This is a genomic window from Novosphingobium sp. PC22D, assembly GCF_002556635.1.
Lineage (GTDB): Bacteria > Pseudomonadota > Alphaproteobacteria > Sphingomonadales > Sphingomonadaceae > Novosphingobium.
The window spans coordinates 320,223-338,833 of sequence record NZ_MWMO01000001.1 but is presented as its reverse complement, the minus strand read 5'-3'; the positions used below and the strand labels follow the sequence as shown (position 1 = coordinate 338,833).

21 protein-coding genes are annotated in these 18,611 nt (G+C 68.9%); 19 read left to right on the top strand and 2 right to left on the bottom strand.

Annotated features, from left to right (window positions below; genetic code table 11):
• The first annotated feature begins 108 nt into the window (after positions 1-108).
• Entirely contained in the window at positions 109-534 is a 426-nt protein-coding gene (locus B2G71_RS01525; protein ID WP_098103996.1) for a nuclear transport factor 2 family protein, read from the top strand.
• Between the two features lie 31 nt (positions 535-565).
• On the opposite strand, the gene B2G71_RS01520 is transcribed toward B2G71_RS01525, so the two are convergent.
• Positions 566-1,519, bottom strand: coding sequence for a hypothetical protein (locus tag B2G71_RS01520; RefSeq protein ID WP_098103995.1), 954 nt, complete (start codon positions 1,517-1,519; stop codon positions 566-568).
• Positions 1,520-2,007: 488 nt separating this feature from the next.
• Positions 2,008-2,832, bottom strand: a complete 825-nt coding sequence (locus tag B2G71_RS01515; protein WP_098103994.1) for a flagellin — start codon at positions 2,830-2,832, stop codon at positions 2,008-2,010.
• Between the two features lie 259 nt (positions 2,833-3,091).
• On the opposite strand from B2G71_RS01515, the gene B2G71_RS01510 reads away from it, so the two are divergent.
• From B2G71_RS01510 to B2G71_RS01425, 18 genes are all read left to right on the top strand, one after another.
• Positions 3,092-4,360 carry a sigma 54-interacting transcriptional regulator gene (locus tag B2G71_RS01510; RefSeq protein ID WP_098103993.1) on the top strand — a complete coding sequence of 423 codons (1,269 nt, stop codon included), beginning with the start codon at positions 3,092-3,094 and terminating at the stop codon, positions 4,358-4,360.
• Positions 4,360-4,749, top strand: coding sequence for a flagellar hook-basal body complex protein FliE (gene fliE, locus B2G71_RS01505; RefSeq protein WP_098103992.1), 390 nt, complete (start codon positions 4,360-4,362; stop codon positions 4,747-4,749). The genes B2G71_RS01510 and fliE overlap by 1 nt, the downstream gene beginning before the upstream one ends.
• Before the next feature lie 3 nt (positions 4,750-4,752).
• A complete protein-coding gene (gene fliF / locus B2G71_RS01500; protein ID WP_098103991.1) occupies positions 4,753-6,516 on the top strand; it encodes a flagellar basal-body MS-ring/collar protein FliF in 1,764 nt (587 codons plus the stop codon).
• 5 nt (positions 6,517-6,521) lie between these two features.
• Positions 6,522-7,520 carry a FliG C-terminal domain-containing protein gene (locus B2G71_RS01495; RefSeq protein ID WP_240529990.1) on the top strand — a complete coding sequence of 333 codons (999 nt, stop codon included), beginning with the start codon at positions 6,522-6,524 and terminating at the stop codon, positions 7,518-7,520.
• The gene (locus B2G71_RS01490) at positions 7,513-8,199 is read left to right on the top strand and encodes a FliH/SctL family protein (RefSeq protein WP_240529948.1); all 687 of its coding nucleotides are present in this window, start codon (positions 7,513-7,515) and stop codon (positions 8,197-8,199) included. The genes B2G71_RS01495 and B2G71_RS01490 overlap by 8 nt, the downstream gene beginning before the upstream one ends.
• 5 nt (positions 8,200-8,204) lie before the next feature.
• Positions 8,205-9,524, top strand: a complete 1,320-nt coding sequence (locus B2G71_RS01485) for a FliI/YscN family ATPase (protein WP_098103989.1) — start codon at positions 8,205-8,207, stop codon at positions 9,522-9,524.
• Complete coding sequence (locus B2G71_RS01480) at positions 9,521-9,937, top strand: hypothetical protein (protein ID WP_098103988.1); 417 nt, start codon at positions 9,521-9,523, stop codon at positions 9,935-9,937. The genes B2G71_RS01485 and B2G71_RS01480 overlap by 4 nt, the downstream gene beginning before the upstream one ends.
• 212 nt (positions 9,938-10,149) lie before the next feature.
• Entirely contained in the window at positions 10,150-11,571 is a 1,422-nt protein-coding gene (locus B2G71_RS01475) for a hypothetical protein (protein WP_141521460.1), read from the top strand.
• Between the two features lie 23 nt (positions 11,572-11,594).
• The gene (locus B2G71_RS01470; protein WP_098103986.1) at positions 11,595-12,173 is read left to right on the top strand and encodes a flagellar basal body-associated FliL family protein; all 579 of its coding nucleotides are present in this window, start codon (positions 11,595-11,597) and stop codon (positions 12,171-12,173) included.
• 203 nt (positions 12,174-12,376) lie between these two features.
• Positions 12,377-13,084 (top strand): flagellar motor switch protein FliM, encoded by a 708-nt coding sequence (locus B2G71_RS01465; RefSeq protein WP_240529947.1) that lies wholly within the window; start codon positions 12,377-12,379, stop codon positions 13,082-13,084.
• Positions 13,085-13,097: 13 nt separating this feature from the next.
• Positions 13,098-13,466 carry a flagellar motor switch protein FliN gene (gene fliN / locus B2G71_RS01460; RefSeq protein WP_098103985.1) on the top strand — a complete coding sequence of 123 codons (369 nt, stop codon included), beginning with the start codon at positions 13,098-13,100 and terminating at the stop codon, positions 13,464-13,466.
• A gap of 7 nt (positions 13,467-13,473) precedes the next feature.
• Positions 13,474-13,746, top strand: a complete 273-nt coding sequence (locus B2G71_RS01455; protein ID WP_098103984.1) for a flagellar biosynthetic protein FliO — start codon at positions 13,474-13,476, stop codon at positions 13,744-13,746.
• Complete coding sequence (gene fliP / locus B2G71_RS01450) at positions 13,743-14,531, top strand: flagellar type III secretion system pore protein FliP (RefSeq protein ID WP_098103983.1); 789 nt, start codon at positions 13,743-13,745, stop codon at positions 14,529-14,531. The genes B2G71_RS01455 and fliP overlap by 4 nt, the downstream gene beginning before the upstream one ends.
• A gap of 5 nt (positions 14,532-14,536) precedes the next feature.
• Positions 14,537-14,809, top strand: a complete 273-nt coding sequence (locus tag B2G71_RS01445; protein ID WP_098103982.1) for a flagellar biosynthetic protein FliQ — start codon at positions 14,537-14,539, stop codon at positions 14,807-14,809.
• Positions 14,806-15,588, top strand: coding sequence for a flagellar biosynthetic protein FliR (fliR, locus tag B2G71_RS01440; RefSeq protein ID WP_098103981.1), 783 nt, complete (start codon positions 14,806-14,808; stop codon positions 15,586-15,588). The genes B2G71_RS01445 and fliR overlap by 4 nt, the downstream gene beginning before the upstream one ends.
• Positions 15,585-16,718 (top strand): flagellar type III secretion system protein FlhB, encoded by a 1,134-nt coding sequence (locus B2G71_RS01435; RefSeq protein ID WP_098103980.1) that lies wholly within the window; start codon positions 15,585-15,587, stop codon positions 16,716-16,718. The genes fliR and B2G71_RS01435 overlap by 4 nt, the downstream gene beginning before the upstream one ends.
• 41 nt (positions 16,719-16,759) lie before the next feature.
• Positions 16,760-18,187, top strand: a complete 1,428-nt coding sequence (fliD, locus tag B2G71_RS01430) for a flagellar filament capping protein FliD (protein WP_098103979.1) — start codon at positions 16,760-16,762, stop codon at positions 18,185-18,187.
• Position 18,188: 1 nt separating this feature from the next.
• Positions 18,189-18,560 carry a flagellar protein FliS gene (locus B2G71_RS01425; RefSeq protein ID WP_098103978.1) on the top strand — a complete coding sequence of 124 codons (372 nt, stop codon included), beginning with the start codon at positions 18,189-18,191 and terminating at the stop codon, positions 18,558-18,560.
• The last annotated feature ends 51 nt before the right edge of the window (positions 18,561-18,611 follow it).

Sequence of the window (18,611 nt, the reverse complement as noted above, 5' to 3'; positions counted from 1 at the left end):
GACGCACTGCGGGCGGCGCCGTCCAAGAGAGCCGATGTTCCATTTTCGCCGCTTGCGCGAGACGGTTTCGGACAGCACCCTCGGAAAAACTACGCGAGGGAGAGAGACATGGCCTTCAGTGGACCGATCGAAGACCGGCTTGCCATTCGCGAGCTCTACGACACCTATGGCGACGCGAGCTGGCGCGGCGACGGCGATCAGTGGCTCGCGTGCTTCGCCGAGGACGGACGCTGGCGCAGTCACCTGTTCGACGTCCAGGGCCACGAAGCCTTGCGGGCGACCTGGGACGGGCTGTGGAAGGACTGGACCGACGTCGCTTTCGTCGGCCTTGTCGGCGCGATCGCGGTCGAAGGCGATTCGGCAGTCTGTCGCAGCTATGCTCGCGAGATCGTGCGCACCAAGGCCGGGGGGACGTTCAAGCTCGCCGGGCGCTACGACGACACCTTGCGCAAGGAAGGCGGCGCCTGGAAATTCGCGCTGCGCGACTACACGCTCACGATCGACGAGTTTCCGCCCGAAATGACGCCCGGCTGAAAGCGGAGGCCCGCCGCCCGACCGCAGCCGATCAGTTCCGCGAGGCCAGCCGCGCGAAGGCCTTGCGCACCGCGAGCAGGAAGGCGACGACCGGCGAGCGCTCCGACAGCGGCTTCACCGGCTGCACCGCGATGTCGCGACGCAACGCGCTGCGCGCCGGTTCGGCGCCGCGCGGGAGGCGCGAGAAGACCGCTTCGGGCGCGGCCTCGGCAAGCACGCGCGATTCGGGCGCGAAGGGCACTTCCTCGAACTTCTGACGGCGCGGCTGGCGCGACTCCTGGGCGCCTTGCACGGTGACAGGCTCCCGAGAAGGCGGGGTCCCGCGCGCGGCCTCGGGCGCCGGGGCGCCGTCGGCAGGTGCCGCGCGGCGCTGCTCGGGCCGGGTGAGGGACGTAGCCGGAAGGCGGGCAATTGGCTCGGCCGGGAGGCGCGCGATCGGTGCGCGTGAGCGATCGCTTCGCGCGGGCGAAGGCGCCGGGGGCGAATCGGCAACCGGCGCGACCGCGCGCGGCGAGGCGCGATCGGGCGCGTTCGGAGGCGTATCCGGAGACAGGCCCGAGGTCTCGTCGTCGACCGTTTCGGCCGGACGGACGGCACCGACCGGCGAAGGTCCGGCGTCTTGGGGCACGACCGACAGCGTCGGCGGCGTCATCTCGGCCCATGCCCGCCAATCCTCGGGCCCCGTTTCATCGACCCTCGAATCGGCGCCGTTGGCGACAGGGCTCAGGCCGGTGGTCGGGACGAGCCGCGCGTTGGCACGTTCGGGATCGGCGAAATCCTGCGCCGCGGTGGTTTCCATCTGGCGATAGGCCTTGGCGGCCTCTTCGGGATCGAGCAGCAGCACCGGCCGCTTCTTCTTGCCGGATCGGCCGCCCATGGTGAGCAGGCTGGTGCATTGCGCGAGGCCGGTGACGGCTTCGGCCTCAGTCTCGCTTTCCTCGACCGGCTCGGGCAGGACCCAGGACGGGTGCAGGTCTTCGGCCAAGGCGCGATTTCTGGTGTTGGCAATGCCCATGAGTCGGCACTTTGCCAGCACTTGGTGGGGATCACGTTACGTTGCGTGGTTAAACCGGCCTTAACGTTGTTTTCCGCCAGACTTCGCGCTCGAAACAACCGATTTATACTTTCGTTAGCCGAATGCCGGCGAGATTTGCGCCCACCAGAGGAAGTCAGTCACGCCTGGCTTATGGTTACGGTTTAAATACAAGTATAAAACCGTAAATTCTGTCGCCGATGCGTCAAGTCCGGAGAACGGAGTTCTCTGAGTTCCCTTGTCTAACTTTGGTTAGATTTAGGCTGGCGAGCCCTTGTAAAGGCCCGTGGTCACGACGGTAACTATATCGCGCACTTTCCGGACGGCGATTGCGACGGTGCCGTCTCCCGCCCGCGGCGAACGAAGAGGGGCCCGGCGGCTGGGGAAGCACCGCCGGGCCCGGTGCCTGCGCGCGGCAGGCGGGGGTCGTCTTGCTCTTTTTAACGCAGCAGCGAGAGCACGTTCTGCTGGCTCTGGTTGGCCTGGGCGATCATCGCGGTCGAGGCCTGCGACAGGATCTGGGCCTTAGCCATCGAGGTCGTCTCCGACGAGTAGTCGGCGTCTTCGATCCGCGAACGCGCGTCCGACAGGTTGGTGACGTTGTTGGTCAGGTTGTTGACCGCCGATTCGAGGCGGTTCTGGCCGGCACCGAGCGAGGCGCGCGTGGCGTTGACGTCGGCGAGCGCGAGGTCGACGTTGTCGATCGTCGTGCTGGCGAGCGCGGCGGTGGTCACGTCGAGCGCGGTGGCGTCCATGTTGGTGCCATCGATCGCGGTCGAGGTCAGCGTGATCGTCTCACCCGAGTTGGCGCCGGTCTGGATGTCGAAGGTGACGTCCGTGCCCGCGGTGGTCGAGAACAGCGCGTTGCCGTTGAACTTCGTGTCGGTGAGGACGTCGCTGATCTGCTCGGTCAGCGCGGTGACTTCGGACTGCATCGCGGTGCGGTCGGAAGCCTGGTAGGTGCCCGACGAGGACTGCACAGCCAGTTCGCGAACACGCTGCATCATGTTCGAGACTTCCGAGAGCGCGCCTTCCGCCGTCTGAGCGAGCGAGATGCCGTCGTTGGCGTTGCGGATGCCCTGGCTCATGCCCTTGACCTGCGCGGTCATGGTGGTGGCGATGGCGAGGCCGGCCGCGTCGTCCTTGGCGGAGTTGATGCGCTTGCCGGTCGACAGGCGCTCCATCGCGGTGCCGAGCATCTTGTTCGCCGTATTCGACGCATTCGACGCCTTGATGGCACTGATGTTGGTATTGATAACAGACATTTGCAAACTCCCGTAGGGTGTCCCGATCTACCGGGCCAGCTAGCCGGACCATCCGACCGAGCTGCCAGGCCCAAGAGCGGCCGCAACCGGCAAAGTTTAAGCCCGAACCGGCAAAACCCTGCCGCCCGGTTTGCCGGTTGGTCCTCGAAAAGGCGCAAAACTAGGGATGGTTACTAGGACTTAAATTTCCGAACGATTGGACGTTCCGCGCGCAAATAGAGCCCGACAAGGAATGGTTAATTCTTGGGGGTCTCGAAAAATGTCCGAACTTGCCATCGCGGAGATGGTTTCCCGCCGTCACGGCCCACTCGCGCAGCGCGTCGCGAGCATCGCGAACTCGCTTTTCGACTGCGCCGCGATCGATCTGCGCGATTCGCAGGACGACCGTCAGGGCACGCCGCGCTCGCGGGCCATCGTGCTCGAGCGCGGTTCGACGAGCGCCATTCTCAAGGAAGGCAAGCTGCGCACGCGGGTGACCTACGCAGACCCGGTCGGTGAGAAATCGCTGGCGATGGCGATCGCGGCCATGGCGGGACCGGACGAGCCGATCGCCGCCGACCCCGAGAGCCTCTCGGTGATGGCGCTCGCCGAGCGCATCGCCAAAAGTGACATCCCGGTTCTGATCAACGGTCCGACCGGCACCGGCAAGGAAGTGCTCAGCCGCTTCATCCATGCGCGCAGCTCGCGCCGCGACGGCCCCTTCGTCGCGGTCAACTGCGCGGCGATGCCCGAATCGATGCTCGAGGCCATGCTGTTCGGCCACCGCAAGGGCTCCTTCACCGGCGCGACCGCCGAAAGCGAAGGCTTCATGCGCGCCGCCGACGGCGGCACGCTGTTGCTCGACGAGATCGCCGAGATGCCGCTGCCGCTCCAGGCCAAGCTGCTGCGCGCGCTGCAGGAGCAGGAAGTCGTGCCGATCGGCGCGACCCAGCCGATCAAGATCGACGTGCGGGTGATCGCCTGCGCCAACCGCGACCTGCCGCTCGAAGTCGCCGAAGGCCGCTTCCGCGCCGACCTTTACTATCGCCTCAATGTCTTCCCGCTCACGTTGCGTCCCTTGCGCGAGCGCCCCGACGACATCGCTCCGCTCGCGTTCGCCATGGCGCTGCGCCACTCGGCAGAGACCGGCGCGGTGCCCTGCTTCAGCGAAGCCGCGCTGGCGATGCTCAAGCTGCACCAGTGGCCGGGCAACGTGCGCGAGCTGGAAAACGTCGTGCGGCGCGCGCTGCTGCTCGCCTGCGGCAACGCGGCGATCACGCCCGAATCGATCGTGTTCGACACGCCCGCCCGCCTCGTCAGCGCCACCGGCGAAGCCGAGGACGCGCCGGCGACGGGCAAACGCAAGCTCTCGAGCGTGGTCCAGCTTTCCGAAGCGCGCTTCATCATGGAAACGCTCGACGCCTGCGGCGGCAGCCGCGTGGCCGCCGCGCGCGAACTCGGCATCTCCGAACGCACGCTGCGCTATCGCCTCGCCTCCTTCCGTGAGGCCGGCATCGAGATCGGCCGTCGCGCCGCGGGCGCACGGTAATGAGCGGAATTTCGGGCATCGGCGGCGGTGGCGCGGGCAACGTCCAGCAGATCATCGCGCTGCGCCAGCAGATCATAGAGCGAAATCGGCTCCTGCAGGACCTCCACGGGCCACAGGCGGCCGGTCAGGCGGCTCCGGCAGCGGGCGCGGTTTCGCCGCAGAATCCCGCACAGGGCTTTGCCGATACGCTCGAAAACGCGTTGCAGGGCGTCAATTCCGTCCAGGCCAAGGCCGAAGCGATCGGCGATGCCTACCAGAAGGGCGAAGTGACCGACGTCGCCAAGGTGATGCTCGCGCGCCAGGAAGCCGGGATCGCCTTCGAAGCGACGCTGCAAGTGCGCAACAAGCTCCTGAACGCTTACCAGGACATCATGAGGATGGGGGTCTAACACATGGCCGATCTCGTTCCCGCGACGGGCCTTGCCACGGCCGCCGACGGTGGAGCCGGGCCCGCGTCGCTACTGGCACCGCTCACCAATCCGGCCGGCGGCAGCCCGCTGGTGCGGCTCGGCGCCTTCACCGCGCAGCCCGCGGTCAAGCGCATGGCGCCCTGGTTCATCGGCGTCGCCGCGCTGGGCGGCGCGCTGCTCGCATGGCAGACGGTCTCGCCCTCGCCGCAGCGCGTGCTCTACGCGCAGCTCGCCGATTCGGAACGCGCCGGGGTCGCCGCCGCGCTCGACCAGGCGGCGATCGACTATACGATCGACAACACCACCGGCGCGCTCACCGTCGCGGAGGGCGACTATTATCGCGCGCGGATGCTGGTCGCCTCCGACGGCGCGCTCGCGACGCCCGAAAGCGGCGACGCGATGCTCGATTCGCTGCCGATGGGCGCGAGCCGCAACCTCGAGGGCGAACGCCTGCGTTCCGCGCGCGAGCGCGACCTCGAGCTGACGATCCGCGAGATCGATGGCGTCGAGGCCGTGCGCGTCCACCTTGCCGAGGCCGAGAAATCGGTCTTCGTGCGCGAGAACACGCCGCCCACCGCCTCGGTGATGGTGCGTCTCGCGCGCGGACGGCAATTGTCGGCCAGCCAGGTCGCCGCCGTGGTCAATCTCGTCGCCGCCTCGGTGCCGGGGCTCTCCCCCGACGCGGTGCGCGTCGCCGACCAGCACGGCCGTCTGCTGTCCGATGCCGCGAGCGGCGTCGACACCGACCGGCTCGATCTCCAGGCGCGGATGGAGGAAAAGCTGCGCCGGCAAGTGAACACGCTGCTCACGCCGATGCTCGGCGAAGGCAATTTCACCAGCGAGGTCCAGGTCGAGCTCGACATGGATGAAGTGACTTCCGCGCGCGAGAGCTACGACAAGGACGGCGTCGTGCGCACCGAGACCGAGGCGCAGTCGCAGTCGACCGGTCCGGGTCCGGCGGTCGGCGTCCCCGGCGTGCTGGCGAACACCCCGCCGCCGCAGACCCAGGCCCAGCCCGCCCCGCCGCAGGGCACGCAGCCGCCGCAAGGCCAGCAGCCGCCGCAGAACGGCGAATCGCGCTCCAGCCGCACGTACGAGCTGGGCCGGCAGGTCTCGGTCTCGAACCAGACGCCGGGTGGCGTGCGCCGCCTCTCGGTCGCGGTCGCGCTGTCGAAGGACGCGATGAAGGGCGCCAAGCCGCAGGACCTCAAGGAGCTGGAGGCGCTCGTCGGCGCCGCAGTCGGCATGGACGCGCAGCGCGGAGACCAGGTCAAGGTGATGATGCGCGGTTTCGAGCCCGTCTCGAACGAGCCCATCCCGTTCTACGAGACCTCGTGGTTCGCTATGCTCGTGCGCAACGGCGCTGCGGTGCTCGCGGTTCTGCTGGTGCTGCTGCTCGGCGTGCGCCCGCTGGTCAAGGCCCTGCGCGGCGACAAGCCCGCGGCGAAGGACAAGAAAGACAAGAAGGGCCGCAAGGCAAAAGGCGCCGAAAACGACGACGAAGATGAAGTCGACGTCGCGCAGAGCGAGAGCGCCGGCGAAGACGGCGGCAGCAGGCCGGCCGGCGACGCGGAGGCTCCGGCAGATGCCGAAACCGAGCCGCAGGCGACGCGCGCGCAGCTCCTGACTCACCAGGTCGGTCGCGCGCAGCAACTCATGACCGAAAGGCCCGAAGCCTCGGTCCATGCGCTGCGCCAGATGCTGAACCAGCAGCCCGATGAGGCCGAGAAGGAGAAGGCCGCGTGACCGATATGAAACTGTTCGACCCGGCCGAGCAGGCGGCGATCATGGTCATGGTCCTCGAAGACGATCAGGCCGCTCGCATCCTTGCCGAGCTCGAACCCGGCGAACTGCGCCTGCTTGGCGAGAAGATGTGCGCACTCGGCGAGATCGGCCCCGAGGTCATCGCGGGCGCCATCGCCGGCTTCGTCGAGAAGACCGAGAACCTCGGGCTGCAGGCGCACGACCGGATCGGCCAGGTCCATTCGAAGATGGCGCGCGCGGTGGGTGACGTGAAGGCCGAGAACCTGATGCGCCGCATCCTGCCCGAGCCGCCCAGGTCCTCGCCGATCGAACTCGCCCGCTGGCTTACCCCCGAGGCGCTGGTGCCGCTGGTCAAGGGCGAACATCCCCAGGCGCTCGCGGTGCTGCTGGTCCAGCTCGATCCCGAAGTCGCGGCGGCGGTGCTCCACGCCCTGCCCGAAAGCGAGCAGTCGCAGATCGTCCATCGCATCGCCACGCTCGGCCCGGTGTCGCAGGGTGCGATCGCCATGCTCGAGGATCTGCTGACCCGCAGGATCTCCGAACAGCACGGACAGACGCCCTTCGAGATGGGCGGTGCGCGCGAAGCGGCGGGGATCATCAACGGGGTCGGCAAGGTCCTCGAGAAGCGGGTCATTTCCGAGATCGGAAAGATGGACAAGGCGCTCGCCAAGAGGATCGAGGACGAGATGTTCAAGTTCGAGCACCTCTTCGTGCTCGACCCCCAGGCGATGGGCGCGCTGCTGCGCGAAATCGACAACGATACCCTGATCGACTCGCTCAAGGGCATCGCCGAGGACGAGCGCAACGTCTTCTTCCGCGCGATGTCGAGCCGCGCCGCCGACGGCGTGAAGGACGAGATCGCGGCGCGCGGGCGCGTCAAGCTCGCCGACGTGGTCGAGGCGCAGAAGCGCGTCGTCGCCGCCGCGCGCCGTCTGGCCGCCGAGGGTACGATCGTGTTCGGCTCGGGGGATGACGACTATGTCTGACATGAGCTTGTTCAAGCCCATGCTCCAGCCCGGCGCCCGGCCGGAAGAGGCCGCCGCGAACGGCTGGCTCTCCGCCCTCGCGAAGCACGGCGGCTTCCGCAGCGATGCCCGCTTCGACGATGCGCCCGAGGTCGTCGAGGAGGAACCCGAGATTCCCGAACTCGACGAAGCGCCCGAAGAAGCCGCCGGGGCCGACGAGGCCGCATCGCCCGATCCGGTCGCGATGGCTTTCACCGAAGGGTTTTCCGCCGGCGTCGACCAGGCCCGGGCCGAAGCGCACAGCAAGGCCGAGGAGGATGCCGTCGCGCGCGAGGCGCTGACCTTGTCGTTCGAGCGCATCGACCGCCAGCTCGAGGAAGAGCTGCGCATGCGCCTGCGCGAGACCGTCGCCGCCTTGTGCGAACAGGCGATCGCGCCGCTCGCGCTCGACATGAACATGCTCGTGTGCCGCGTGGAGAAGGCCGCCTCGATGCTCGCGCGCGCCGATGACGAGCGCGTGATCCGGCTCCATCCAGAAGACCTCGAACTGGTCTCGACGCGCCTTGCGAAGCACTGGACGATCGAACCCGATCCCACGCTCGATCGCGGCGCGATCCGTGTCGAGGGCACCAACGGCGGCATCGAGGACGGCCCCGCCACCTGGCGTCGGGCGATCGCCGAAGCGCTCCACAAGGTCTGACCGGCATGCTCAGGCTCTGGGAACCGCTTCTCGCCGATCTCGCCGCCGAGCCGGTCGATCTCGCGCCGCACCGTTACGGCAAGGTCGCCGCTTGCGACGGCGGCATGCTCGAAGTGAGCGGCCTGTCGGTGCCGGTCGGCGCGATCTGCCGGATCGGGCACGGGCTCTCCACGCTCGCGGCCGAAGTGATCGGCTTTCGCAACGGCCGCACGCTGATGATGCTGCTCGGCGATTCGGTGCTGCTGCGCCCCGGCGCGCGAGTCTGGCCCGAGGGGCGGCCCGGCATGGTGCCGGTGGGCGAGGCCTTCCTCGGCCGCGCAGTCGACGGCGAGGGCCTGCCGATCGACGGCGGCCCGCCGATCCACGCGCGCGGCGAATGGCCCTCGGGCGGGGTGCGCGCATCCGCGCTCGACCGCAGCCCGGTGCGGCAGCGCTTCGATACCGGCGTGCGCGCGCTCAACGCGCTCACCACTTTCGGCGTGGGCCAGCGCATCGGCGTGATGGCCGGATCGGGCGTCGGCAAGTCGGTGCTGATGGACATGATCGCGCGTGGCGCGAGCGCCGATATCATCGTCGTCGGCCTGATCGGCGAACGCGCGCGCGAGGTCTCCGACTTCGTCGAGCGCCACATGAGCGAGGAAAAGCGCGACAGGACCGTGATCGTCGCGGTTCCCGCCGACCATGCTCCGAACCTGCGGCTGCGCGGCGCGATGCTGGCGACGGCGATGGCCGAGCACTTCCGCGCCGCCGGCAAGCGCGTCCTCCTGATCCTCGACAGCCTGACCCGCGTCGCCCACGCCGCGCGCGAGATCGGCCTGCTGCTCGGCGAGCCCGGCGCGGCGCGCGGCTATCCGCCCTCGGCACTGGCGACGATCACCAAGCTGGTCGAGCGCGCCGGAAATTCGGCCGCCAGCGGCGGCTCGATCACCGGGCTCTACACCGTGCTCGCGGACGGCGACAACCAGGACGACCCGGTGGTCGACACCGCGCGCTCGATCCTCGACGGGCACGTCGTGCTCTCGCGCGAACTCGCGCAGCGCGGCCAGTATCCCGCGATCGACATCGGCGCCTCGCTGAGCCGGGTGATGAACGACATCGTCCCGCCCGCGCACCAGAAGCTCGCGCGCGCCTTTCGCGCGCTGACCGCGAGCTACGAAGCGAACCGGGACCTCGTGCTGATGGGGGCCTATCGCGCCGGCGCCGACGTCCAGCTCGACAAGGCGATCGCCATGCACGACCAACTCACCGCCTTCCTGCGGCAGGAGGCGGACGAACTCGTCGATCTCGACGCAAGCGCCGCCCAGCTTTCCGCGCTGCTGGGATGAAGCAGCGTCTCACGCGCCTCCGGCGGCTCGAGAAGCTGCGCGAGATCGCGAAGCAGGCCGCCGCGCTCGAAGCCGCCGAGGCCGAAAGCACGCTCAAGCAGTTGCAGGCGCTGAGCGAGCGCACGCGCAGCATGGCCGCCGACTACGCTTCGCGGCGCGAAGTCGCCGACGGGGCGAGCCTCGTGCACCTCGGCCGCTTCGTCAGCGGCTTGCACGCGATCTCGCGCAACACCGACAACGATGCCATGCGCGCGCGCTCGGTCGCCGATGCCCGGCTGGAGCAGCTTGCGCAGAGCGAGCGTCGCCGCGCCGCGATCCAGGAGCGCGCCGACCTTCAGGCGCGAATGATCGCCAAGGCCGCGCAAAACCCTGCCCTCGGCAGTCGCCGGACGATTGGCACGGAGCTTGAATAGACTCGCGCACAGGTAACGCGAGGTTTCGAACGACAATGCAAGCGATCCAGTCCCAGTCCACGGCCGCCGGGCTTCCGACACTGGCCGGACAGGCAACGACGCCCGCCGGCGATCCGGCGCAAGGGCTTGCTTTTCTTGATGTTCTTTCCACTCTCGCGCAACCTGCCGGTGCCGCTCGGGCCGCTGCCGCGCCCGCTCCGGCGATGTCGAGCGTGGCCCTCGCCCCCGAAGCGGCGGCGCAAGCCGGCAGCCCGGACGGCAAAGTCTTGCCGGATGCCGCTGCCGCGCTTGCCGCCCTGCCGGAATTGCCGCACGCCGAGTCCGCGAAGCTCACGGCGGTCGACCTCGCCCAGTCGCTGACCCGGATCGTCGGCAAGCACAGCGACGCGAACGCGGATGCAGCCGAGCACGAGGAACCGGCGACACCGCAGCCGGACGATGCCGTTTCGGCGGACGAGCCCGTCAGCGACGCGCCGCAGATCGCATCGCTTGCGGCGATCGCGCCTGCCCTGGCGAACACGCCGGTCGGCCCCGGGACGGTCGCTGCCGGGTCGACCACCGGAACCGCGTCCGCCCCGGCGGCGGTTCCGCTCGTGCGCATCGCCGTTCCAGGCAAGGGTCCGGCGGCGACCGCCGCGCCCTCCGCTTCGCTCGATCCGATGACGCTGGCCGCCGCGCAGCAGGCGCTGACGCCGCCGGCCACGGATCCGGCGGCCACCCAGACCATCGCCGCGCAGTCCGCGCCCGCCGCTTCGCTCCAGCCGTCCAGCAGTCCTGCGCAGCCGACTCAGCCTGCGGCCAAGGACCCGCTCGTTCCGGCGGCGGTGGCGCTCGCCGCACGCGTCGCCCCGCCCGCGCAACCGGCCGGCGCCGCCCGGCGAGCCGAGCCCACGGTCCCCGCCGCACCTGCCGTAGCGGTCGAGCCGGCAGCGCAGGCACCGCAGGCCGGCGATGCGCCCGGCCCGCGCACCACGCCCGCCGCGACGGCCGATACGCCGCGCCGGCCTGGCGAGACGGACAGCGCCGCCCCCGCCCGCATCGAGCTTCCGACCATGCCCGCCACCGTCGCCTTCGCCGCGCCGCCGCGCGTCGCCAGCGGGGTCGACCCCTCGGTCGTCAGCACCACGGCGAGCACCGACCTGGCGGGTCCGCAGGACTTCGAAACGCTCGTCGGCCGTCTCGCCGAAGCGCGTGAGGCCGCCAGCCCGGGTCTGGTCAAGACGGCCATCAATCACGCCGAGTTCGGCCAGGTCTCGCTACAATTCCGCGCCGACGACGCGAGAGTCTCGGTGACCGTCGCGGGCACCGACCCGGCGCTCGCGCCCGCGGTGCTCGCCGCCGCCAGCGCCGCGCAGGCGGCGGGCGACAACGCCGCCTCGGGCCGCGAGACCGCCGGACAGAACGCCCAGCAGCAGGCGCAGCAGCAACAGCAGCAGTCGCCGCAGCAGGGCCAGAACCAGCAGGCGTCGATGCAGTTCGCCTCGGGCGAACCCGCAGCCGACCAGCGCGCGCGCCAGAGCCAGGCCGAACGCCAGCAGCCAGCGGCGGCGGACACGTCCGCCGATCGCTCCGACGAAACTCCGACCGGCGCGCAAGGCAATGCGCGCCCGGGCCGCCCGGGCATCTACGCCTGAATTGAATCGAACGAGGTAGAACGATGAGTGACAAGGAAGCCCCGCCGAAAAAGGCCAAGGGCAAAGGAATGATGATGATCGTGATCGGCGCGGTGGTGCTGCTCGCGGTCGGCGGCGGCGGCGTCTTCGGCCTGGTGCAGGCCGGGGTCATCGGCGGCGGTCATGCCGAGAAGGAGGACGACAAGCCCAAGCTGATCCGCAAGGGCGAGGAAGATCCCTATGCCGTCAAGGGCGAAGGCGAGGAAGAAGGCGGCGAGGAAGTCTACGGCGAGGGCGGCAGCGAATACCGCACCGCCTACTACACCTTCGGCGACGAGTTCACCTCGAACCTCAAGGATTCGGACGCGCTGATCCAGATCGGGCTTGCCGCTTCGACGCGCCGCGACGGCCGCGTGCTGATGTGGCTCAAGCAGCACGAACTGGCGATCCGTTCGGCGCTGCTGACCGTGCTCGCGGATACTCCCGAGAACGACGTCTACACGGTCGAAGGCAAGGATCGTCTGCAAAAGCGCCTCACCGCCGCGATCAACCACGTCCTGACCGAGCACGAAGGCTTCGGCGGCATCGACGCGGTCTATTTCCGCACCTTCATCATCCAGTAGGTCCACCGTGGCGACACGTCCCCCTTCCCCCGCCGCACGAGGCGCGGCCAAGCACTGCCCCGAATTGGTCGGCGGCGGCCCGACGCCGGGCGAACTCGGCCCGGCGCTCGGTACGCTGGCCGAACGTCTGGCACCGGCGCTGGCCTCGGGCCTCGGGCCTCGCCCGGCTCGCGGGCGGCGAGCCGCCCAAGATCAGCAAGGGCATGCCGCGCGACTGCACGATGGCGACGATCGCCGCCGAGGCCGCCGCGCTCGCCTCGCACGGGGTGCTCGCCATCGGCGGCGACGAAGCGGCGCAGATGCTGGTAACGTTCGACGCGGCGCCGGTCTTCCGGCTGGTCGATCGCGCGTTCGGAGGCACTGGCCAGACCCCCGCCGCACTGCCGACGAGCTTTCCGCTCTCGGCCGAGCTGCTGATCGCGCGGCTCGAGGAGACCGTCGGCGCGGCGCTGTCGCAGACGCTCGGCGGCGACGTTCCCGTCCGGCCCGTCAAGCGCAGCACCAAGCTCGCCCGGCTCGGCCTGTGGGACGACAAGGAGGCGATGATGCAGCTCGTCCTCGTGGTCGAGGAAGACGGCTGCGAGCCGTGGATGCTCTCGCTCGCGTTTCCGCACGATGCGCTCGCGCGCGCGCTTTCGGGCCGGGTCCAGCCGGCCCTCGTCGCCACCGCCGGCGCGCCCGCCGATCCGCGCAGCGAGCCCTTCGCCTCGCTTCCGGTGACGCTGACCGCCGTGCTCGTCGACATGAAGATCGGTTTTTCCAAGCTCGTCGATCTCAAGCCCGGCGACGTGATCCCGGTTCCGGTGGCGCGCACCGTGCCGCTGCGTGCCGGCGGGCGCACGATCGCGGCGGGCAGCGTCGGCGAACTCGACGACCGCGTCGCGGTCCGTCTCACTCAAGCTTTCCAGTAGAAAGGAAACGACCATGAGCCTGCATCCCCGCGGCTTCGAATTTCTGCGCGACATCGAGGTTCGCCTCTCGGTCGAGCTCGGCCGCACCGACATGCGGCTGAAGGACGTGCTCTCGCTCGGCGAGGACAGCATCATCGTGCTCGACAAGCTCACCGACGAACTGCTCGACGTGCTGGTCAACGGCAAGGTCGTCGCGCGCGGCGAGGTCGTGGCGCAGAACGGCCGTTTCGGCCTGCGCATCGTCGAGATGCTCGATCCGGGCGAGGAGCGCGCCTCGACCGCCGCCGCGCCGCTCGCCGCCCCGGAACCCGAAGCCACGCCCGAGGTCGAGGCTGAGATCGACGAGATCGCCGCCATCCTCGACGCGGCGAACAAGGCCTGATCCACCGATGACGTGGTACATCATCAAGCTGCTGGTCCTGCTGCCGCTGATCGCGGCGCTGGCCTGGGGTTCGCTCAGGCTCATGCAGAAGATGCAGACGCGCGGCGCCAACGGTTCGACCGCGCGGAGCGTGCGCGTGGTGGAAACGACGATGCTCTCGCCCACGCTCAAACTCGCGGTGATCGAGTTCCACGGGCGCGAGATCCTTGTTTCCGCCTCGCGCAACGGGCTGACGCGGCTCGCCGAAGCGCCCGCGCGCACCAAGGAGATCGAGGCGTGAAACGGCTGATCGCGACCGTCGCGGCGATACCTGCGCTGCTGCTGCCGGCGGTGGCCTGGGCGCAGGCACAGGTCCCGCCAGCGCCCGCCGGTGCGCCCGCCGCGATCCCGGGCGCGCTCGACCGCGCGTTCTCCTCGCTCAGCCCGGGCGAGGGTCCGGGTCTGAGCCTGTCGCTCCAGCTTTTGCTGGTCATGGGTCTGCTCACGATCCTGCCCAGCCTGATCCTGATGATGACCAGCTTCACCCGCATCCTCGTCGTCCTGGCGATCCTGCGGCAGGCGCTGGGGCTGCAACAGTCGCCGCCCAACCAGGTGCTGATCGGCCTTTCGCTGTTCCTTTCGCTGTTCGTCATGGCGCCCACGCTCGAGCAGGTGAACGCGCGCGCGATCGTGCCCTATTCGAACGGCACGATGAACGCCGAGCAGGCGATCGCCAATGCCGGGCAGGAATTCCACAAGTTCATGGTGCGCCAGACGCGCGAACGCGACCTGACGATGTTCGCGCAGATGGCGAACGCGCCGAGGTTCCGCTCGGGCGAGGAGATCCCCTTCTCGATCCTGCTGCCCGCCTTCGTCACCAGCGAGCTAAAGACCGCGTTCCAGATCGGCTTCATGCTGTTCCTGCCGTTCCTCGTGATCGACCTCGTCGTCTCTTCCGTGCTGATGAGCCTGGGCATGATGATGATGAGCCCGATGATCGTCTCGCTCCCGTTCAAATTGCTGCTTTTCGTTCTCGTCGACGGCTGGGCGCTGCTGATGGGCTCGCTCGCTGCGAGCTTCGGGTAGATCCCATGGAAGACATTACCGACCTGCTCTCGCTCGCCGACCGGATGCTGTGGACGACCGCGCTGGTCGCCGCGCCGATCCTGCTCGCCTCGCTCGCGGTGGGTCTCGCCGTCGGCGTGATCCAGGCGGCGACCTCGGTCAACGAGCAGACGCTGACTTTTGTGCCCAAGCTCGCCGTGACCGCGCTGGTCCTCGTGCTGTTCGGCAGCTCGATGATGGCGCTCGTGGGCGATTTCACCCAGCAGATCTTCGCCCAGATCGCCGTGATCTCGAAGTGAACCAGCTCGATTTCGGTTTTGGTGCACTCGAGGCCGAGTTCTGGCGCCTCGTCTTCGTGATGACGCGGATCGGCGCCGCCGTCGTCGCCGCGCCGCTGTTCGGCACCGCCGCGGTGCCGCCGCAGGTGCGGGTGATGGTCGCCGGCGCGATCGCGGTGATGGTCTGCGCCTGGACCCCGGTCGCCGCGCCCGCCAACCTGTTCTCGGTGCAGGGGCTGGTGATCGTCGCGGGCGAAGTGCTGGTCGGCCTGCCGATGGGCTTCGTGCTGCAGCTCGCCTTCACCGCGCCCGTCATCGCCGCCGAGATCATCGGCGGCGGCATGGGGATGAGCATGGCGACCGCGGTCGATCCCAATTCGGGGACGCAGTCGCCCGCGCTCGGCCAGTACTTCGCGGTGGTGGTGACGCTGATGTTCCTCGCGCTCGGCGCGCACTTGCAGTGGCTGGCTCTGGTGGTCGAAAGCTACCGCGTGTTCCCGCCGGGCGCGACCTGGCTGGGCGCCGAGAAGTTCGCGCAGGTTCCCGCCTTCGCCTCGACGACGTTCGCCACGGCGGTGATGATCGCGCTGCCCGTCTCGCTGATCCTGCTGGTGGTGCAGATGGTGACGGGCATCGTCAGCCGCTCGGCCCCCGCGCTCAATCTCTTCGCGCTCGGCCTGCCGGCGGGCGTACTCGCCGGCATCGCCGCGCTGATCGTCTCGGCGCCCGTCCTCACCGACCAGGTGAGCGAGCTGATCGCGGCCGGAGTCGGCGCCGCTTCGGACCTGCTCGCGCCATGAGCGAGACATCCGGCGAAAAGACCCATGCGCCAACACCCAAGCGCAAGCAGGATGCCGCCAAGAAGGGCGACGTCCTGCGCTCGCGCGAACTGGCCACCGCAGGTGCGACGCTGGTTGGCGCGACCTGGCTGCTGATCGCCGGACCCTGGCTGTTCACGCTGCTGCGCGAGAGCTTGCGTTCGGCCTTCTCGTTCGACCGGGGCGTGGTCGAGAGCTTCCAGCCGGGCGACATGCTGGTGGCCGCGCTGCTCGTGGTGCTGCCGCCGGTCGCGGTGCTCGGCTTCGCGGTGATCGGCGTGTCGCTGGTCTCGCAGCTCGGTTTCGGCGACGGCCGCTGGGTGGGCGGCAACCTCGCTTTCAAGGGCAACCGGATGAATCCGGCGAGCGGGCTCAAGCGGATGTTCGGCCCCAACGGCTGGATCGAGATGGGCAAGGGCCTGCTCAAGGTGACGCTGCTCGGCACGATCGCCACGGTCTGGGCGAGCATCCAGGTGCCGCAGATGGTCAAGCTGGGCCGCGGCGACCTGGCGGGCCAGCTCGCGGCGGGTTGGGACGCGGTGATTGTGCTGTTCTTCGCGCTCTCCGCGGGACTCTTCCTGATCGCCTTCGTCGATCTGCCGGTGCAGTGGATTCGCCGCCTCGGCCGCCTCAAGATGTCGCACCAGGAACTGCGCGACGAGCACAAGGATTCCGAAGGCTCGCCCGAGAAGAAGGCGGCGGTGCGCGAGCGCCAGCGCAAGATCGCGATGGGCGGGCTCGTCCCGGCGATGCAGGAAGCGCAGTTCGTGATCACCAACCCGACGCACTTCTCGGTCGCGCTGGCCTACGATCCCGCCAAGGCGCCAGCGCCGATCGTCGTCGCCAAGGGACGGGGCGAGAAGGCGCTGGCGATGCGCGAACTGGCGCGCGAATATGCGCTGCCGACGCTCGAATATCCCGCGCTGGCGCGTTCGGTGTTCTACACCACGCGCGAAAAGCAGATGATCCGCGAGGAACTCTACGTCGCGGTCGCCTCGATCCTCGCCTTCGTGCTCGCGCTGAAGCGCGGCGAGACGCCCGCCGCCCCGCAAGTGCAGGTGCCCGTCACGCTGCGCTTCGACGCCGACGGACAGATCGAAACCGGCGCCTGATCCGCCCTTAAGAGCCCCGCCACGGAACCGTTCTCAAAGTCATGGTCACCACCAGCTCGACAACCACCAGTTCGCTCGTCACCGCGCTCGGCGGTGGCAGCGGCATCGACATGCTCTCGCTGGCGAACGACCTGGCGACCGCGCAGTTCGCGGCGCGCAACGACCGGCTCGTGGCGAAGTCCGAAACGCTCGACGCGCGGATTTCGGCGGCCTCGAACATCAAGTCGATGCTCTACGGCCTCTCCAGCTCGCTTGGCGACCGGGTGCGCGTCGGCGATCTCTCGGCGCAGCCGAGCGTGGCCAATGCCTCGGTCGCGAGCGCCGGTCTCACCGGCACGCGCCAGCCCAAGGGCAGCTATTCGCTCGAAGTGACCCAGCTCGCCAAGGCGCAGACGCTGGCGCTACCCGCCTATCCGGCGGCCACCGATACGGTCGGCTCGGGCACGCTGACGCTGCGCTTCGGCACAATCGCGAGCGGCGGTTTCACCGAGGATACCAGCCATGCGGCGGTCGGCATCACCGTGGCGGCCGGCGCCACGCTGGCCGATGTCGCGAGCGCGATCAACGGCGCAAACGCGGGCGTTTCGGCCTACGTCGCGCAGACCGTGGACGGCGCGCAGCTCGTGCTCAAGGGCAAGGACGGCGCCGCCAACGGCTTCATTCTCGAAGCGAGCGAGGACGTGGCCGATCCCGGGCTTGCTAATCTGGCCTGGAACCCTTCCTCGACGACAGGACAACTGCTTTCCACCGCCGTCAACTCGGCCTTCAAGGTCGACGGGCTGGAGATGACCGGCACCTCGAACACCGTTTCCGAAGCGATCCCCGGCGTGAAACTCAATCTCACCGCGACCAACATCGGTTCGCCGACGACGGTGAGCTTCTCCGATCCCTCCTCGGTCATCACCGAGGCCATGAGCGACCTTACCGCCGCGCTCAACGAGATCATGGGCGAGCTCAACACCGCGACTGATCCGCTCGGCGGCGAACTGCGCACCGATCCCGGCGCGCGCGCGCTCAAGCGCGCGATGTCGCAGCTTGCCGGCAGCGTGGTCATGCCCAACGCCACCGGCGCGGCGCGCACGCTCGCCGACCTGGGCATCTCGACGCAGCGCGACGGGACCTACACACTCGACAAGGCGCGCCTTGCCGACACCATCGCCAAGGACCCGGAAGGCGTCGCGGCGATGTTCACCAACGGGCTCTACGGTGTTTACGCGACGGTCGACAAGATCTACCGCAGCGCCTCGAGCACCACCAATACCAACTCGCTCGGCGGGTCGATCAGCCGCTACACCAAGCAGTTGCAGCAGGTCGCCACCGACCAGACCGAACTCGCCGAGAAACAGGAAACGCTGCGCGCCAACCTCGCCTCGCGCTTCACCACCTCCGAAGTCCGCATCGGCCAATCGAAGTCGACGCTGACCTTCCTCCAGAACCAGATCGCGATCTGGAACAAGTCGGACAACTGACATGCTCGCCAAGCTCTCCCCGCACGAAGCCTACCGCCGCGTCGACTTCGACGCACGCGTGTGCGGCGCCAACGCCGCCGAACTCGTCCATCTGTGCTACGAGCACCTGGTGGGCTCGCTCGGGACCGCGATTCACGCGCACGAGACCGGCGACAACGCGCTGAAGAGCCGTTCGCTCACCCGCGCGCTGACCTCGATCACCGCGCTTCAACTCGGCGTCTCGGGCGAGCAGGGCATTGCCGAGGCCCTGCGCCAGCTTTACGAGAGCGCGCGGCGCGAAGTGCTCGACAGCGCCATCACGTTCAAGCCCGATCGCATCGCCAACGTGCGACGCGATTTCGAGGAAATCGGGCAGGCGCTGCGCGTGGGCTAAATCCCTTCTGCAACCGAAACGGCTCGGGAAAAGCCGCCAGAATCCGCGCTT

What these genes read in the sequence shown, in the direction of transcription:
- B2G71_RS01525 (WP_098103996.1), top strand. Translation starts at nt 109, where the DNA reads ATGGCCTTCAGTGGACCGATCGAAGACCGGCTTGCCATTCGCGAGCTC.
- B2G71_RS01515 (WP_098103994.1), bottom strand. Translation starts at nt 2,832, where the DNA reads ATGTCTGTTATCAATACCAACATCAGTGCCATCAAGGCGTCGAATGCG.
- B2G71_RS01510 (WP_098103993.1), top strand. Translation starts at nt 3,092, where the DNA reads ATGTCCGAACTTGCCATCGCGGAGATGGTTTCCCGCCGTCACGGCCCA.
- fliE (WP_098103992.1), top strand. Translation starts at nt 4,360, where the DNA reads ATGAGCGGAATTTCGGGCATCGGCGGCGGTGGCGCGGGCAACGTCCAG.
- fliF (WP_098103991.1), top strand. Translation starts at nt 4,753, where the DNA reads ATGGCCGATCTCGTTCCCGCGACGGGCCTTGCCACGGCCGCCGACGGT.
- B2G71_RS01495 (WP_240529990.1), top strand. Translation starts at nt 6,522, where the DNA reads ATGAAACTGTTCGACCCGGCCGAGCAGGCGGCGATCATGGTCATGGTC.
- B2G71_RS01490 (WP_240529948.1), top strand. Translation starts at nt 7,513, where the DNA reads ATGTCTGACATGAGCTTGTTCAAGCCCATGCTCCAGCCCGGCGCCCGG.
- B2G71_RS01485 (WP_098103989.1), top strand. Translation starts at nt 8,205, where the DNA reads ATGCTCAGGCTCTGGGAACCGCTTCTCGCCGATCTCGCCGCCGAGCCG.
- B2G71_RS01480 (WP_098103988.1), top strand. Translation starts at nt 9,521, where the DNA reads ATGAAGCAGCGTCTCACGCGCCTCCGGCGGCTCGAGAAGCTGCGCGAG.
- B2G71_RS01470 (WP_098103986.1), top strand. Translation starts at nt 11,595, where the DNA reads ATGAGTGACAAGGAAGCCCCGCCGAAAAAGGCCAAGGGCAAAGGAATG.
- B2G71_RS01465 (WP_240529947.1), top strand. Translation starts at nt 12,377, where the DNA reads ATGCCGCGCGACTGCACGATGGCGACGATCGCCGCCGAGGCCGCCGCG.
- fliN (WP_098103985.1), top strand. Translation starts at nt 13,098, where the DNA reads ATGAGCCTGCATCCCCGCGGCTTCGAATTTCTGCGCGACATCGAGGTT.
- B2G71_RS01455 (WP_098103984.1), top strand. Translation starts at nt 13,474, where the DNA reads ATGACGTGGTACATCATCAAGCTGCTGGTCCTGCTGCCGCTGATCGCG.
- B2G71_RS01445 (WP_098103982.1), top strand. Translation starts at nt 14,537, where the DNA reads ATGGAAGACATTACCGACCTGCTCTCGCTCGCCGACCGGATGCTGTGG.
- B2G71_RS01435 (WP_098103980.1), top strand. Translation starts at nt 15,585, where the DNA reads ATGAGCGAGACATCCGGCGAAAAGACCCATGCGCCAACACCCAAGCGC.
- fliD (WP_098103979.1), top strand. Translation starts at nt 16,760, where the DNA reads ATGGTCACCACCAGCTCGACAACCACCAGTTCGCTCGTCACCGCGCTC.
- B2G71_RS01425 (WP_098103978.1), top strand. Translation starts at nt 18,189, where the DNA reads ATGCTCGCCAAGCTCTCCCCGCACGAAGCCTACCGCCGCGTCGACTTC.